The sequence below is a fragment of the Curtobacterium sp. DN_7.5 genome, from assembly GCF_022655355.1.
Classification (GTDB): Bacteria; Actinomycetota; Actinomycetes; order Actinomycetales; family Microbacteriaceae; genus Curtobacterium; species Curtobacterium luteum.
The window spans coordinates 729,228-742,666 of sequence record NZ_CP093378.1 but is presented as its reverse complement, the minus strand read 5'-3'; the positions used below and the strand labels follow the sequence as shown (position 1 = coordinate 742,666).

Genomic DNA, 13,439 nt, shown 5'->3' with positions numbered 1-13,439 from the left:
CTCTGCTGTGGGTCACCAGGACCCGGGGGTGGCCCCTGCGGGCACGGTCTCGGGCCGGTCGACCTGCGACCGCACCTCGACCACGGTGTGCTCACGGGCTGCCGTCGACACGGCCTCCATCACCTCGAGCACGTGGAACGCGAGCTCGCCGTCGGCCCGGTGCGGCCGGTCGGTGGCGATCGCGTGCGCCATGTCGGCGAGCCCGTAGCCGCGGCCGGCGTCGGCGTACCCGGCGCTCACGGGCAGCTCGCGCCACTCGCGGTCGTCAGCGGTCGCGATCGACACCGGGTCGGAGAACCGGTTCGGGTCCGGGACGCCGAGCGTGCCCGCGGTGCCGTACACCTCGAACAGCGGTGCCCGGGTCGCCCAGACCTCGAACGACACCGTGACCGTCGAGACGACCCCGTTCGCGTGTTCGAGGACCGCCACCACGTGCGTGTCGACGTCCACCCGGAGCGGGGTGCCCGCGGCGGGACCGGTCGCGATGGTGCGTTCGCGGTCGGAGCGGGTCGAGGCACCGCTCACGCGGACGACCGGGCCGAAGAACTGCACGAGGCTGGTCAGGTAGTACGGCCCCATGTCGAGCAGCGGGCCGCCGCCGGGCTGGTAGTAGAACGCGGGGGCCGGGTGCCAGAGTTCGTGGCCGGGCGCGGACCACGACACCGCGGCGCCGACCGGGCTCCCGATCAGCCCGTCGTCGAGGGCGGCGCGGGCGGTCTGGATGCCCGTCCCGAGCACCGTGTCGGGGGCGCTCCCGACCCGCAAGCCCGACCGTCGAGCGAGGTCGAGCACCGGCCGCGCCTCAGCCGTCGACATCGCGAGCGGCTTCTCGCCGTAGACGTGCTTGCCGGCCTCGAGCGCTCGGGTGGCGACCTCGGCGTGCGCGGCCGGGATCGTCAGGTTGAGCACGACGTCGACGTCGTCGGCGGCCAGGAGGTCGTCGACCGACGATCCACGGACGCCCTGCGCCTCGCCGACGGACTGTGCGCGGGCGACGTCGATGTCCGCGACCGCGGTGAGCTCGAGTCCGGGCAGCGCCGGGAAGTGCTCGAAGTACTGCTGGCTGATGACGCCGACGCCGACGACACCGACCTTCAACGGGCTGCCCACAGGAGTCCCCTCTCGATGATCGTGCGGAGTGGCTGCGACTCGACGACCTCGAGCCGGTGTCCGGGGGCGGAGACGAACACACGTCCCTCGCCCCACTGCCGGGTCCAGATCGCCGGCGCCGTGACCGGTCGGTTCCAGGCGTCGAAGTCCCGCGCCTCCTGCGTGGTGGTCGCCAGGACGTCGTTGTACTCGTCGGAGAGCACCCAGTACTGCTCGGTCACGAGGTCGAAGTCCTCGATGCCCTGCGTGATCGGGTGCTCGTGCCCCGCCTCGGTGACGTGCACCGTGTACGGGATGTAGTTGTCCGACTGCTCGCCGGTGCGCTCGGACGGGTGCTTGCCCGCGTGGTGCGCGAACTGCCCACCGATCATGTGGAGGTAGTCGGCGGTGTTCCGGAACGCGTCCGCGATCCCGCCGTGCCACCCGGCGAGGCCCGCCCCGCCGAGGACGGCCTTCTGGAGCCCGGCGAACTCCTCGTCCGCGATCGTCGACATCGTCACGATCTGCACGATGAGGTCGACGTCCGCCATCACGGCGTCGTCGGCGTAGACCGCGGTCGACTCCGACACCTGCACGTCGAAGCCGTTGTCCCGCAGGAACGGGATGAACAGGTCGGTGGTCTCGACCGGCATGTGCCCGTCCCACCCACCACGCACCACCAGTGCGCGACGCGCCGCGGCCATCAGATCACCGTCCAGGCGCTGCCGTCGGCCGCGCTGCGCTCGACCGCGTCGAGTACCCGCTGCACGTGCAGGCCCTCCTCGAAGGACGGGGACGGGTCCTCGCCCGCGACGATCGCCTGCACGAAGTCCTTCACCTCGTGACTGAAGGTGTGCTCGTAGCCGATGAGGTGCCCGGTCGGCCACCAGGCCGCCATGTAGGGGTGCTCCGGCTCGGTCACGATGATCCGCTGGAAGCCCTGCTCCCCCGCTGGGGCCGTCGCGTCGTAGAACCGCAGTTCGTTCATCGACTCGAGGTCGAACTGGATCGCGCCGTCGGACCCGCTGATCTCGAGCGTGAGCCCGTTCTTCCGGCCGGTCGCGTAGCGCGTGGCCTCGAACGTGCCGATCGCCCCGTCGGCTGCGCCGCCGGCGAGCCGCGCGGTGAAGAAAGCGGCGTCGTCGACCGTGACCTGCCCGCGTTCGGACGAGGCGGTGCCGGACAGTCCGACCCCTTCGGCCATGAGCGGGCGCTCCGTCACGAAGGTCTCGAGCGTGCCGGACACCGTGGCGAGCGACGCTCCCGTGACGTGCTCCACGAGGTCGATCGCATGCGCGCCGATGTCACCGAGCGAGCCGGAGCCCGCGAGCGACTTGTCGAGTCGCCAGGTCATCGGTCCCTCGGGGTCTGCCAACCAGTCCTGCAGGTAGAGCGCGCGGACCTGCCGGACGGTGCCGAGCCTCCCGGCCTCCACCAGCTGCTTCGCGAACGCGATGGCGGGCACGCGACGGTAGCTGAAGCCGACCATCGAGCGGACGCCCGACGCCCGCGCAGCGGCGGCGGCCGCGGTCATCGCCTCGGCCTCCGCGACCGAGTTCGCGAGGGGCTTCTCGCACAGCACGTGCTTGCCGGCCTCGAGCGCGGCGATCGCGACCTCGACGTGCGAGGAGCCGGGCGAGCAGATGTCGACCACGTCGATGTCGGGGTCCGTCACGGCCGCACGCCAGTCGGTCGAGGCGGTCTGCCAGCCGTACTGCCGGCGCGACGCCTCGGTCCGTTCGGCGTCACGCCCGACGACCACCGCCATCTCGGTCTCGACCCCGAGGTCGAAGAACCTCGGGGCGGTCCGCCACCCCTGCGAGTGGGCGGCTCCCATGAAACCGTGGCCCACCATCGCCACTCGAAGTCGGTCCGATGCCATTCGTTCGCTCCTTTGCGATCACGTCTTGCCAGAGTCAACACTACCGCTTATGTTGGGCGCGGCAACATTTTGTTTCGACGACGAACGGTGATCCACCATGGCAACGACGCCCACCCGCGACGACAAGTTCTCCTTCGGTCTCTGGACCATCGGCTACAACGGGTCCGACCCGTTCGGTGGCCCCACCCGTCCCGCGCTGGACGTGGTCGAGGCGGTCGAGAAGCTCGACGAGATCGGCGCCTACGGCCTGACCTTCCACGACGACGACCTGTTCGCGTTCGGCTCGACCGACGCCGAGCGCCAGGCGCAGATCGACCGCCTCAAGGGCGCCCTCGACTCCACCGGCATCATCGTGCCGATGGTCACGACGAACCTGTTCTCGGCGCCGGTCTTCAAGGACGGCGGGTTCACCTCGAACGACCGCCAGGTGCGCCGCTTCGCGCTCCGCAAGGTGCTCCGCAACATCGACCTCGCCGCCGAGCTCGGCGCGAAGACCTTCGTCATGTGGGGCGGCCGCGAGGGCTCCGAGTACGACTCCGCGAAGGACGTGCAGGCCGCGCTCGAGCGCTACCGCGAGGCCGTGAACCTGCTCGCCCAGTACGTCACCGACAAGGGCTACGACATCCGCTTCGCCATCGAGCCGAAGCCGAACGAGCCCCGCGGCGACATCCTCCTGCCGACCCTCGGCCACGCGATCGCCTTCACCGAGACGCTCGAGCGCCCCGAGCTCTTCGGCATCAACCCCGAGGTCGGCCACGAGCAGATGGCCGGGCTCAACTTCACGGCCGGCATCGCCCAGGCGCTCTACCAGGGCAAGCTCTTCCACATCGACCTCAACGGCCAGCGCGGCATCAAGTACGACCAGGACCTCGTGTTCGGTCACGGCGACCTGCAGAACGCCTTCTCGCTCGTCGACCTGCTCGAGCACGGCGCCCCGCAGGGTGGCCAGGCGTACGACGGACCCCGCCACTTCGACTACAAGCCGAGCCGCACCGAGGACATCACGGGCGTCTGGGACTCGGCGAAGGCCAACATGCGCATGTACCTCCTCCTCAAGGAGCGCGCCGAGGCCTTCCGCGCCGACCCCGAGGTGCAGGAGGCCCTGTCCGCCGCCAAGGTCGACGAGCTGAGCACCCCGACGCTGAACGCGGGCGAGTCGTACGACGACTTCCTCGCCGACCGCTCGGCGTTCGAGGACTTCGACGCCGACGCGTACTTCGGCGGCAAGGGCTTCGGCTTCGTGCGCCTGCAGCAGCTGGCGATCGAGCACCTCATGGGCGCTCGGTGACCTTCGTCGCCGGGATCGACTCGTCGACCCAGTCCTGCAAGGTGACCATCCGTGACGCCGACTCCGGCGCGGTCGTCCGGGAGGGGCGCGCCTCCCACCCGGACGGCACGTCGGTCGACCCCCGCCACTGGTGGGACGCGCTCGGCGCCGCGATCGCGGACGCCGGCGGGTTCGACGACGTCGCGGCCGTCGCGGTCGCCGGGCAGCAACACGGCATGGTCGCGCTCGACGCGGACGGTCACGTGGTGCGCGACGCGCTCCTGTGGAACGACGTGCGCAGCGCGGACGCGGCCGCGCAGATGGTCGAGGAACTCGGCCGGGAGGCATGGGTCGCCCGGACGGGTCTGGTCCCGGTGGCCTCGTTCACCGGTACCAAGCTGCGGTGGCTCCGCGACGCGGAGCCCGAGAACGCCGCGCGGGTCGCCGCCGTGGCGCTTCCCCACGACTGGCTGTCGTGGCGGCTGCGCGGGTTCGGTCCGGCGGACGAGAGCCCGCTCGGCCCCGACCTCGACGCCCTCGCGACCGACGGCTCCGACGCCAGCGGTACGGCGTACTGGGACCCGGTGCGCCGGGAGTACGACGGCGAGCTGTTCGAGGCCGCCCTCGGGCGTGGGCTGCGGGTCGCCGGCGGCGGAGCGAGCACGGACGGCGCCGTCGTGGTGCCGCGGGTCGTCGCGCCGGACGAGGCCATGGGCACGCTCGACGGCGACGTCGAGCTGCCCGGCGGTGCGGTCGCACGCGCCGGCCTGATCGTGGGCGCGGGACTCGGCGACAACGCCGGGGCAGCGCTCGGCCTCGGACTCGGCCCCGGAGACGTCGCGGTGTCCCTCGGCACCAGCGGCACCGTCTTCGGGGTCACCGACACCGAGGTGACGGACCCGAGCGGGACCGTGGCGGGCTTCGCCGACGGGACCGGGTCGCGCCTCCCGATCGTCACGACGCTCAACGCGGCGCGCGTGCTCGAGGTGATCGGCGGTCTCCTCGGCGTCGACCACGACGCGCTCGGCGAGCTGGCGCTGCAGGCGCCGTCGGGAGCCGACGGCCTCGTCCTCGTGCCGTACTTCGTCGGCGAGCGGACGCCCAACCGGCCGGACGCGACCGCCTCACTCGTGGGGATGACCCCCGCGACGACCGACCGGGCGCACCTCGCCCGCGCCGCCGTCGAGGGGATGCTCTGCGCACTCGCGGACGGCCTGGCCGCCGTCGAGCGGACCGGTGTCGCGGTGAGCCGCCTCCTGCTCATCGGCGGTGCGGCGCGGAACGAGGCCGTCCGGGCCGTCGCCGCGCAGGTGTTCGGGCGTGACGTCGAACTGCCGGAGCCCGGGGAGTACGTCGCCGCGGGCGCTGCCCGGCAGGCTGCGTGGGCCCTCTCCGGGTCGCTGCCGTCGTGGAGCATCGCCACGACGACGATCCCCGCGGACCCGCACCCCGAGGTGCTCGAGCGGTACCGGGCCGCGGCGGGCTGATCCGCCGCTCACCCGTGACGGCCCCGTCCGACCCTCTGGTCGGGCGGGGCCGTCGGCGTCTCTCAGCCGACGGTGGCGAAGAGGTCGACGGCGAGCACGAGCGAGCACACCGCGATCGCCACCCGCAGCACCCCGTGCGGCACGCGCTGCGCGATCGTCGGCCCGATGAGCCCGCCGACGACCGCGCCCGCGCCGAGCGCCAGTGCGGCGGACCACACCACGTGGCCCGAGACCGCGAAGACCACCGCGGGCAGCAGGTCCGCAGCGACCAGCAGGACGTTCTTCACCGCGTTCGCCCGCGGCAAGCTCGGCTCGCCGGTGAGCAGCAGCACGGCGATCATGAGCACGCCGGACCCCGCCCCGAAGTACCCGTTGTAGAGGCCGACCCCGGCGACGCTCGGCAGGACGACGCCCGGCCGGGCGCGAGCACCTCGTCGGCGACGGTCGAGGAGCGGCTGCGCGAGGACGAGCACCCCGCCCGCGAGCACCAGGAACGGGACGATCCGGTCGAACAGGGACGCCGGGGTGACGACCAGCAGCACGGCGCCGCACAGGGACGCCCCGATCGTGAGGGGCATCCAGCGTCGGACCGCGACCGGTCGGTCGCGCAGCACCGTCCGGGCACGGAACGCCGAGCTCGCGCCGCTGCCGATGAGCGCGACGGAGTTCGTGACGTTCGCCGCGAAGGGTGGCAGGCCGACGGCGAGGAGGGCCGGGTACGCCACGAGGGACGTGATGCCGCCGGCCGTGCCGACGACGCCCGCGACCAAGCCGGCGACGACGAGGATCCCGATCGTCAGCACGCCTCATGCTGACACGGAGCACCCGTCGGTGTCAGGCGGAGCGGTCGGCCTCGTAGACGGACATGAGCATCGCCGCTGCGAGTCGGGCCGTCCGTGCGGGCTGCGCGGACCGCTGGACGGCGGAATCCACACGGGCACCTTCGACGAGGAGCAGGATCGCCTGGGCGACGTGCGCCGGGAGCCCCGCCCGCGAGCAGACCTGGGTGAGGTGCTGCTCGACCTGCCGGAAGTGCTCGCGCGACAGCTCGGCGATCGCCGGGTCCTGCCGACCGAGCTCGGCGTGGTGGTTGATGAACGCGCAGCCGCGCCAGTCGTCCTCGGCGAAGCACTGCTCGAGGTACCCGAACACCCCGAGCACCTCGTCGCGGGGGTCGTCGGACTCCGCCGCGATCCGGTCGAGCGCCGCACTCCACGCCCCGTGCCACCGCTGCAGCACCGCGACGACGAGGTCGTGCCGGGTCGGGTACACCGCCACGAGCTCGTCGAGGGACACACCCGCCCGCCGTGCGACGTCCTCCATGGCCACCGGCACGATGCCGTGCTCGGTGAACAGGGCATCGGCGGCCTCGACCGCAGTGTGCTCGGTCGGGGTCGCCGGGCGTGCCGGGCGTGCCGGGGTCAGGGTGGGAGTCGTCATGCGCTCTGTCTGGTCAGCCGTTGAAGAAGTCGGCGTAGGTCGGTTCCTGGACGGGCCGGTCGTGGCCGTTCACCCGCGCGACGACCATCGCCCGCAGCACGGCGGGGTGCGTCATGCCGCGGCGGTGCCACTCGCGGGGATCGCGGCGGAGTTCCTCGAGGGACGGACGACCGTGCAGCGGGGTGCTCACGCGCCGAGACCGATCACGACGGCGGCCGACGCGGCCACGGAGACCGAGAGGATCCCGGTGCTGATCGCGACGATGGCGAGCGTGCGCTGCCGACGTGCCGCGCGGACCTCGCTGAACGAGCTCCGGTGGTGACGTCCGGAGAAGGACACGGACTGGTGTGCGTTCTTCGGTCCGACCAGGAGGTCGGTGTCGGCGATCGTGGTCACGGCTGGTTCCTCGGGTCTTCCTCGGGTGGTGGCCCCGGTGGTTCCGGTGGCTCTCTCGACCATGACGGTACGAAGTGCCGGATCGTCACGCACCATCCCCGGACATCGTCGTCGCAAGTCGGATGTCCGGCCACCCCACGGCGTCACTCCGCGGACATCCGGGGCCGATCGTGCCGGGCTCAGTCGTGGTCGTCGTACCGGTACGGACCCGTCCAGCCGGACCAGCAGCCGACCCCTGCACGCGAGCCGAGGTCCGCCTGCACACGTCCTGCGGTCCGGAGCCCGAGGGCCCGCGTCGCCGCGTCACCGAAGGGCAGACCGACGCGCTCCGTCAGGGCGCGCCAGTGGACGATCGCCTTGGCGGTCCCCTCGCGCGCGCCGGCCGCACGCGCGGAGCGCACCTCGCGGACGCCGTGGTGCAGGACCTCGACGTCGGTCCCCCGATGCCCGCTCGGCACGACGACAACTGGGCCCCACTCGGCCACCGCGTCCATCCCGCCACCAGGGCCGCACCAGACGTGGACGTCGTCGCCGAGCTCGAGCTGGACCCGGGCCGCCAGCTCGAACGCTTCGACCCGGTGCGCGTCCCAGAGCTCGGGCGGCGTCGGGTCCGGAGCGACGACCGGGTCGCGGCGGTCGTCGAACACGTGGCTCGACAGCTGCTCGAAGCGGTCGTTCCACGCGCGGAGGTCGTTCCGCAGGGCGGCGCTGATCCCGAGCGCCGGAGGATCGTCGACGTCCGATCGGCCCACTTCGGATCCCCCGCGGAACCACAGGGGCAAGTCGGCCAGGTACTCGGCCGCCACGAGGACGATCATGCCCACCACGGGCTCAGCGTACGGCGTCCGCTCCGCTCGCCGGGTACGGGGCCGGCTCGTCGGAGAGCAGCTTCGCGAGCAGTCCGGCGAGCACCTCGTGCTCGCGCTCGGTGAGCGGCGCGAAGAGCGCGGCGAGGACACCCTCGGTGACGTGGGTCCCCGCCTCGAGCGCAGCGCGGCCGTCCTCGGTGAGGGCGTGCTCGATCCGCCGCCCGACCCCGGGTCGCCTGGTGATGAGTCCGCGGTCGACCAACCGGCCCGCCAGTGCGCCGAACGCCTGGTCGCTCTGGAAGGTCGCGAGGGCCAGGTCGTGCCCCGAGGCGTGGGGCATCCGGTCCACGGCGCGCAGCGCGTCCCACTGCACGAGGGTCACGCCCACCTGCTCCTTCAGGGCCTGCTCCGCCGCGCGGTGGTTGCGGTACTGCGCGCGCTTCAGGGTGAGGCCGAGTGCTGCCAGGTCGATCGCCATGGTGCTACGGTATCAACATCAGTAGATAAACATGTTGATACGGGAGGCACCATGACCACGACCAGCACCGGCATCACACAGGACCGCACCGCACTCGTGCTCCACGGCGGCGGTGGCCCGAGGACCGTCGCGCCGCTCGTCGCCCACCTCGCGTCCGCGTTCCGCGTGGTCGCACCGACGCACCCGGGTTGGGACGGCACGGAGCGTCCCGCGGCGATCGACTCGATCCACGCCCTCGCGGTCGCCTACCTGGAACAGCTGCGCGAGGACGGCGAGCAGGACGTGGTGCTGGTCGGCTCGTCCATCGGCGGCTGGATCGCGCTCGAGATGGCGATCACCGCCGCGTCCGAGGAGCGCTTCGCCGGCATCGTCGGCGCCGTGGTCGACATCGACGGCGTGGGGGCCGTGGTCGACGGAGCGCCGATCGCGGACTTCTTCTCGCTCAGCCCCCGCCAGCTGGCGGAGGCCGCCTGGCACGACCCCGATCGCGGGTACGTCGACCCAATGTCGCTCACCGACGAGCAGCGCGCCGTCCAACAGTCGAACGGCGCGACGATGGCGGTCGTCGCCGGCCGGTCCATGAGCGACCCCGACCTCCTGGCACGCCTGGGTCACCTCGACGTGCCGGTGCTCGTGGTGTTCGGGGAGAGCGACCGGATCGTGACGCCGGAGTACGGGCGTGCCGTGGCGGCGGCGATCCCGGCGGCGGAGTTCGTGGTCGTGCCGGGGGCGGGGCACCTGCCGCACCTCGAGGCCCCTGATGCGACGTGGGCGCGGATCGACCCGTTCCTCGCCTGCCACTGACAGCACGCGACCGACCGGACGCCACCGACCGGACGCCACCGACCGACCGGACGCCACCGACCGGACGCCACCGACCGGACGCGACCGCGACCGCGACCGCGACCGCGACGACGGTCCATCGCGCATCCCGATCGGTCCACCCCCGGACTGGGGGCGTCCTCGCCTGGCCGTTTCCGGCGCTCAGCGGACAGACGGGCCGCCGCCGGGCAGGCTGCACCGGAACCCCCATGACCGAACGCACCCCCACCCGAGTCCAGGTCGCGTCGCAGAGCGACGACCTCGAGGTCGCGCGCGACTTCCTCGCGGAGGCGTACGCGGGCAACGAGTGGCAGGCCGACCGGACGGACGCACCGTTCCGCTTCGGGTTCCGGGCCGTCGGCGACGACTCGATGACCCTCCGTTCGATCCGGTTCGACGGGCACCTCTCGGGCGTGATGACGCCGTCGGACGACTTCGTGGTGCAGTGGACCACCCGGGGCCGGGCGACGATCACGGCACAGGACGACGACCCGATCGTGATGGAACCCGGCCGCCCGCAGCTGTGGCCGCAGGGCGGTGCGGCGTTCGACTACCGCGACTACGACCAGCGGCTCGTGCAGGTGAACCGGGCGGCGCTGCAGGAGGTGGCCGGGGAGCGCGGGACCGCGCCGGACGCACTCGCGCTCGATCACCGGGTCCGCCCCGACGACCGGGCGCTGCAGGTGTGGCAGAACGCGGTCAGGCTGATCTCGCACACGGTCGGGGACGGCAAGGCCTCCCCGCTGCTGCAGGCGGAGATGGGCCGGCTCGGGGCGCTCGCGCTGCTCGAGCTCTACCCGGTGGTGTCGAAGACCCTGCCGGACGAGCTGCTCCTTCCCCGCAACGCCCACCTGCGGCGGGCGGTCGAGTACGTACACGAGCACTGCCACCTGCCGATCACGAGCACCGACCTGGCACGCGTGGCGTCGCTGAGCCTCCGGGCGCTGCAGCACGCCTTCCAGCGGACCTTCGACTGCTCCCCGAACTCGTACATCCGCCGGGTGCGGCTCGACCGGGTGCGGGACGACCTGCTCGCGGGCGATCCGGCGTCGACGAGCATCGCCGAGGTGGCGAAGCACTGGGGGTTCGGGCACGCCGGACGCTTCTCGGCTTCGTACCTGCAGCAGCACGGCGAGTACCCGCGCGAGACCCTCCGCCGCGCGGCCTGACCGCCGCTCGACGGGAGACGCCCCGGACCACGAGGGAGCGTGGTCCGGGGCGTCGCGCAGCGCGCCGTCAGGCGACGCCGGCCGTCACCGTGCGACGGTCCGTCGGCAGCACCTCGCGGACCGGCCCGGTGACGCGCACGACCGCGCGCTCGGTGGCGGACCCCGGCAGCGACGCCGGACCGGCACCGCGACCGACCGCGACGATCCCGTCCGTGTGCACCGCGCCTCCAGGCCGGGACGCCGCGGCGTGCGACGCGACCCACACCTGGACGTCCCCCGGCTCCACGACCCGACGCAGCGCCCGGTCGGAGAACGCGAACCGCTGGACCGGCACGTCGAACCGGACCCGCACGGACGCCCCTGCCGGCACGGTCACGCGCGCGTAGCCGAGCAGCTGCACGAGCGGCCGGGTGACCGACGCGGCGACGTCGTGCCCGTACAGCTGCACGACGTCCTCGCCGTCACGGTCGCCGGTGTTCCGGACGGTCACGCACACGGTGAAGGAGCCTCCGGTCGGGACGCTGTCGTCGACGGTCAGGTCCTCGTACGCGAACGTCGTGTAGCCGAGCCCGAACCCGAACGGTCGGACGGGCGTGGAGTCCGCCGAGGTCACGTCGGAGGGGCCGCCCAACCGCGGGTGCAGGTACGTGTACGGCTGCGCGCCGGCGGCCCTCGGCAGGGACACGGGCAGGCGACCGGACGGTGCCGTGACGCCGGTGAGCAGGTCGGCGATCGCGAGACCGCCACCCTCCCCCGGGAAGAACGCCTGCACGACGGCCGCGGGCAGCGGACCCTCGCCGTCGAGCGCCCACCCGACGGCGTACGGCCGTCCGGTGAGGAGCACCACCACGGTCGGGATGCCGGTGGCGACGACCGCCTCGACGAGCTCGCGCTGCACGCCGGGCAGGTCGAGCGAGTCGGTGTCGTTGCCCTCCCCGACGGTGCCGCGTCCGAAGAGGCCGGCCTGGTCGCCGACCACGACCACCGCGACGTCCGATGCCCGTGCGGCGGCGACCGCGTCGGCGATGCCGCTCCGGTCGTCGCCGGTGACCGCGCAGCCCCCGGCGAACCGGACGGCGGCGTGCCCAAGGGCGTCGGCGAGTGCCTCGCGGACGGTCGGGATCGCGAAGCCGAGCGGCAGATCCGGGTGCGCGGCGAGCACGTGGTTCGCGAACGAGTAGCACCCTTGCAGGGCCTCGGCTCGGTCGGCGTTCGGGCCGATGACCGCCACCGAGGACCCCGCACGGATCGGCAGGACGGGCACGCCGGACGCCCCGCCGTCGACCGCTGCGCGGTCGGCCGCCACGACGGTTGCACCGCCGACCGCAGCGGCCGCACCGCCCGCCGCGCCGCCGCCCGCCTCGTTCCGCAGCAGCACGAGCGACCGGGCGGCGAGCTGCCGCGCGAGCGCCTGGTGCCGCGGCGTGTCGAGGTCGATCCCTGTGGGGGCGTCGTCCTCGAACACGTCCGGGTCGAGCAGCCCGAGGCGCTCCTTCTGCCGGAGCACCCGGAGCACCGCACGGTCGACGAGGGCCTCGTCGACGGCACCCGACCGGACGCGCTCGACGAGCGGTGCCAGGTAGGCGTCGCCGGTCGGCAGCTCGACGTCGATGCCCGCGGCGAGCGCGAGTGCCGCGGCCTCGCCCCGGTCGGCCGCGACGCCGTGCATGACCTCGAGGAAGGCGACCGAGAAGTAGTCCGCGACGACCGTGCCGTCGAAGCCGAGCCGGTCGCGCAGCAGACCGGTCAGGAGCTCCGGGTCCGCGGCGACGGGGACCCCGTCCACCTCGGCGTAGGAGTTCATCACCGACCGGGCGCCGCCGTCGCGCAGCGCCATCTCGAACGGCGGCAGGAAGACGTCGGCGACCTCGCGGGGGCCGGCGTGCACGGGCGCGTGGTTCCGCCCTGCCTGCGACGCGGAGTACCCGAGGAAGTGCTTCAGGGTCGCGTCGACCCCGGCCGACTGCAGCCCACGCACGTACGCGGTCCCGACCGTCCCGACGAGGTACGGGTCCTCGCCGATGCACTCGTCGACCCGCCCCCAGCGCGGGTCGCGGATGACGTCGAGCACGGGCGCGAGGCCCTGGTGCACGCCGAGTCGGCGCATCGAGTCGCCGATGGCGGCACCGACCTGCTCGACGAGGTCCGGGTCGAAGGCGGCGCCCCACGCGAGCGGGGTCGGGAAGGTGGCCGCCTTCCACGCGGCGAGCCCGGTGAGGCACTCCTCGTGCACCAGCGCGGGGATCCCGAGGCGGGTCTCGCGCTTGAGGCGGCGCTGTTCGGCCCAGAGCCACGCGGCACGTTCGTCGGGTTCGACCGGCCGGGTGCCGTAGACGCGGGTGAACTGCCCGATGCCGTGCCGGGTGATGTCCGCCAGCGTGGTGCCGTCCTGCGCCGCCGCCATCTCGCCCTGCATGGGCGCGACGACGCCGTTCTGGTCGAGCCAGTAGCCGACGAGCTGCGCCGTCTTCTCCTCGAGCGTCATCGCGGCGAACAGGGCGGTCACGCGGTCCGTCGCGGCCGCGTCCGGCAGGTGGGTGCGTTCGGCCTGGAGGCGCGGTGCGGACCCGCCCCGCGCCTCCGGGCCGTCGCCGGTCGCG

General features: G+C 73.2%; 14 protein-coding genes. 4 read left to right on the top strand and 10 right to left on the bottom strand.

Annotation, left to right across the window (positions count from 1 at the left end; translation table 11 throughout):
- Positions 1–12: 12 nt before the first annotated feature.
- From MON03_RS03575 to MON03_RS03565, 3 genes are read right to left on the bottom strand one after another with little or no spacing between them, the layout of a single operon-like run.
- The gene (locus tag MON03_RS03575; protein ID WP_242090568.1) at positions 13–1,110 is read right to left on the bottom strand and encodes a Gfo/Idh/MocA family protein; all 1,098 of its coding nucleotides are present in this window, start codon (positions 1,108–1,110) and stop codon (positions 13–15) included.
- Complete coding sequence (locus MON03_RS03570; RefSeq protein WP_242090567.1) at positions 1,095–1,793, bottom strand: ThuA domain-containing protein; 699 nt, start codon at positions 1,791–1,793, stop codon at positions 1,095–1,097. The genes MON03_RS03575 and MON03_RS03570 overlap by 16 nt, the downstream gene beginning before the upstream one ends.
- Positions 1,793–2,971, bottom strand: a complete 1,179-nt coding sequence (locus tag MON03_RS03565; protein WP_022903068.1) for a Gfo/Idh/MocA family protein — start codon at positions 2,969–2,971, stop codon at positions 1,793–1,795. Before MON03_RS03565 ends, MON03_RS03570 begins: the two co-directional genes overlap by 1 nt.
- Positions 2,972–3,068: 97 nt before the next feature.
- Here MON03_RS03565 and xylA point away from each other — a divergent pair, with 97 nt between their 5' ends.
- Positions 3,069–4,259, top strand: a complete 1,191-nt coding sequence (xylA, locus tag MON03_RS03560) for a xylose isomerase (protein ID WP_022903069.1) — start codon at positions 3,069–3,071, stop codon at positions 4,257–4,259.
- Positions 4,256–5,725: a xylulokinase gene (gene xylB / locus MON03_RS03555; protein ID WP_242090566.1), complete on the top strand. Its 1,470-nt coding sequence runs from the start codon at positions 4,256–4,258 to the stop codon at positions 5,723–5,725. The genes xylA and xylB overlap by 4 nt, the downstream gene beginning before the upstream one ends.
- A 62-nt stretch (positions 5,726–5,787) precedes the next feature.
- Here the strand turns inward: xylB and MON03_RS03550 are convergent, their stop codons facing one another.
- From MON03_RS03550 to MON03_RS03525, 6 genes are all read right to left on the bottom strand, one after another.
- Positions 5,788–6,528, bottom strand: a complete 741-nt coding sequence (locus MON03_RS03550; RefSeq protein ID WP_242090565.1) for a sulfite exporter TauE/SafE family protein — start codon at positions 6,526–6,528, stop codon at positions 5,788–5,790.
- 31 nt (positions 6,529–6,559) lie between these two features.
- A complete protein-coding gene (locus MON03_RS03545) occupies positions 6,560–7,165 on the bottom strand; it encodes a TetR/AcrR family transcriptional regulator (RefSeq protein ID WP_242090563.1) in 606 nt (201 codons plus the stop codon).
- A 13-nt stretch (positions 7,166–7,178) separates the two neighbouring features.
- Positions 7,179–7,355 carry a hypothetical protein gene (locus MON03_RS03540; protein ID WP_242090561.1) on the bottom strand — a complete coding sequence of 59 codons (177 nt, stop codon included), beginning with the start codon at positions 7,353–7,355 and terminating at the stop codon, positions 7,179–7,181.
- Positions 7,352–7,561, bottom strand: a complete 210-nt coding sequence (locus tag MON03_RS03535; protein WP_022903074.1) for a hypothetical protein — start codon at positions 7,559–7,561, stop codon at positions 7,352–7,354. Before MON03_RS03535 ends, MON03_RS03540 begins: the two co-directional genes overlap by 4 nt.
- Before the next feature lie 179 nt (positions 7,562–7,740).
- Complete coding sequence (locus MON03_RS03530; RefSeq protein ID WP_502798706.1) at positions 7,741–8,379, bottom strand: immunity protein CdiI family protein; 639 nt, start codon at positions 8,377–8,379, stop codon at positions 7,741–7,743.
- Between the two features lie 13 nt (positions 8,380–8,392).
- On the bottom strand, positions 8,393–8,848 hold the full coding sequence (locus MON03_RS03525; RefSeq protein ID WP_242090557.1) for a MarR family winged helix-turn-helix transcriptional regulator: 456 nt from the start codon (positions 8,846–8,848) through the stop codon (positions 8,393–8,395).
- A gap of 51 nt (positions 8,849–8,899) precedes the next feature.
- Between MON03_RS03525 and MON03_RS03520 the strand changes: the two genes are divergently transcribed.
- On the top strand, positions 8,900–9,652 hold the full coding sequence (locus MON03_RS03520; RefSeq protein ID WP_242090556.1) for an alpha/beta fold hydrolase: 753 nt from the start codon (positions 8,900–8,902) through the stop codon (positions 9,650–9,652).
- Positions 9,653–9,879: 227 nt separating this feature from the next.
- The gene (locus MON03_RS03515) at positions 9,880–10,839 is read left to right on the top strand and encodes an AraC family transcriptional regulator (protein WP_022903078.1); all 960 of its coding nucleotides are present in this window, start codon (positions 9,880–9,882) and stop codon (positions 10,837–10,839) included.
- A gap of 67 nt (positions 10,840–10,906) precedes the next feature.
- On the opposite strand, the gene MON03_RS03510 is transcribed toward MON03_RS03515, so the two are convergent.
- On the bottom strand, positions 10,907–13,324 hold the full coding sequence (locus MON03_RS03510; protein ID WP_242091502.1) for a beta-glucosidase family protein: 2,418 nt from the start codon (positions 13,322–13,324) through the stop codon (positions 10,907–10,909).
- Between the last annotated feature and the right edge of the window lie 115 nt (positions 13,325–13,439).

Coding starts and splice junctions, on each gene's coding strand:
- MON03_RS03570 (WP_242090567.1), bottom strand. CDS start 1,793: ATGGCCGCGGCGCGTCGCGCACTGGTGGTGCGTGGTGGGTGGGACGGG.
- MON03_RS03565 (WP_022903068.1), bottom strand. CDS start 2,971: ATGGCATCGGACCGACTTCGAGTGGCGATGGTGGGCCACGGTTTCATG.
- xylA (WP_022903069.1), top strand. CDS start 3,069: ATGGCAACGACGCCCACCCGCGACGACAAGTTCTCCTTCGGTCTCTGG.
- MON03_RS03545 (WP_242090563.1), bottom strand. CDS start 7,165: ATGACGACTCCCACCCTGACCCCGGCACGCCCGGCACGCCCGGCGACC.
- MON03_RS03530 (WP_502798706.1), bottom strand. CDS start 8,379: ATGATCGTCCTCGTGGCGGCCGAGTACCTGGCCGACTTGCCCCTGTGG.
- MON03_RS03525 (WP_242090557.1), bottom strand. CDS start 8,848: ATGGCGATCGACCTGGCAGCACTCGGCCTCACCCTGAAGCGCGCGCAG.
- MON03_RS03520 (WP_242090556.1), top strand. CDS start 8,900: ATGACCACGACCAGCACCGGCATCACACAGGACCGCACCGCACTCGTG.
- MON03_RS03515 (WP_022903078.1), top strand. CDS start 9,880: ATGACCGAACGCACCCCCACCCGAGTCCAGGTCGCGTCGCAGAGCGAC.
- MON03_RS03510 (WP_242091502.1), bottom strand. CDS start 13,324: ATGACGCTCGAGGAGAAGACGGCGCAGCTCGTCGGCTACTGGCTCGAC.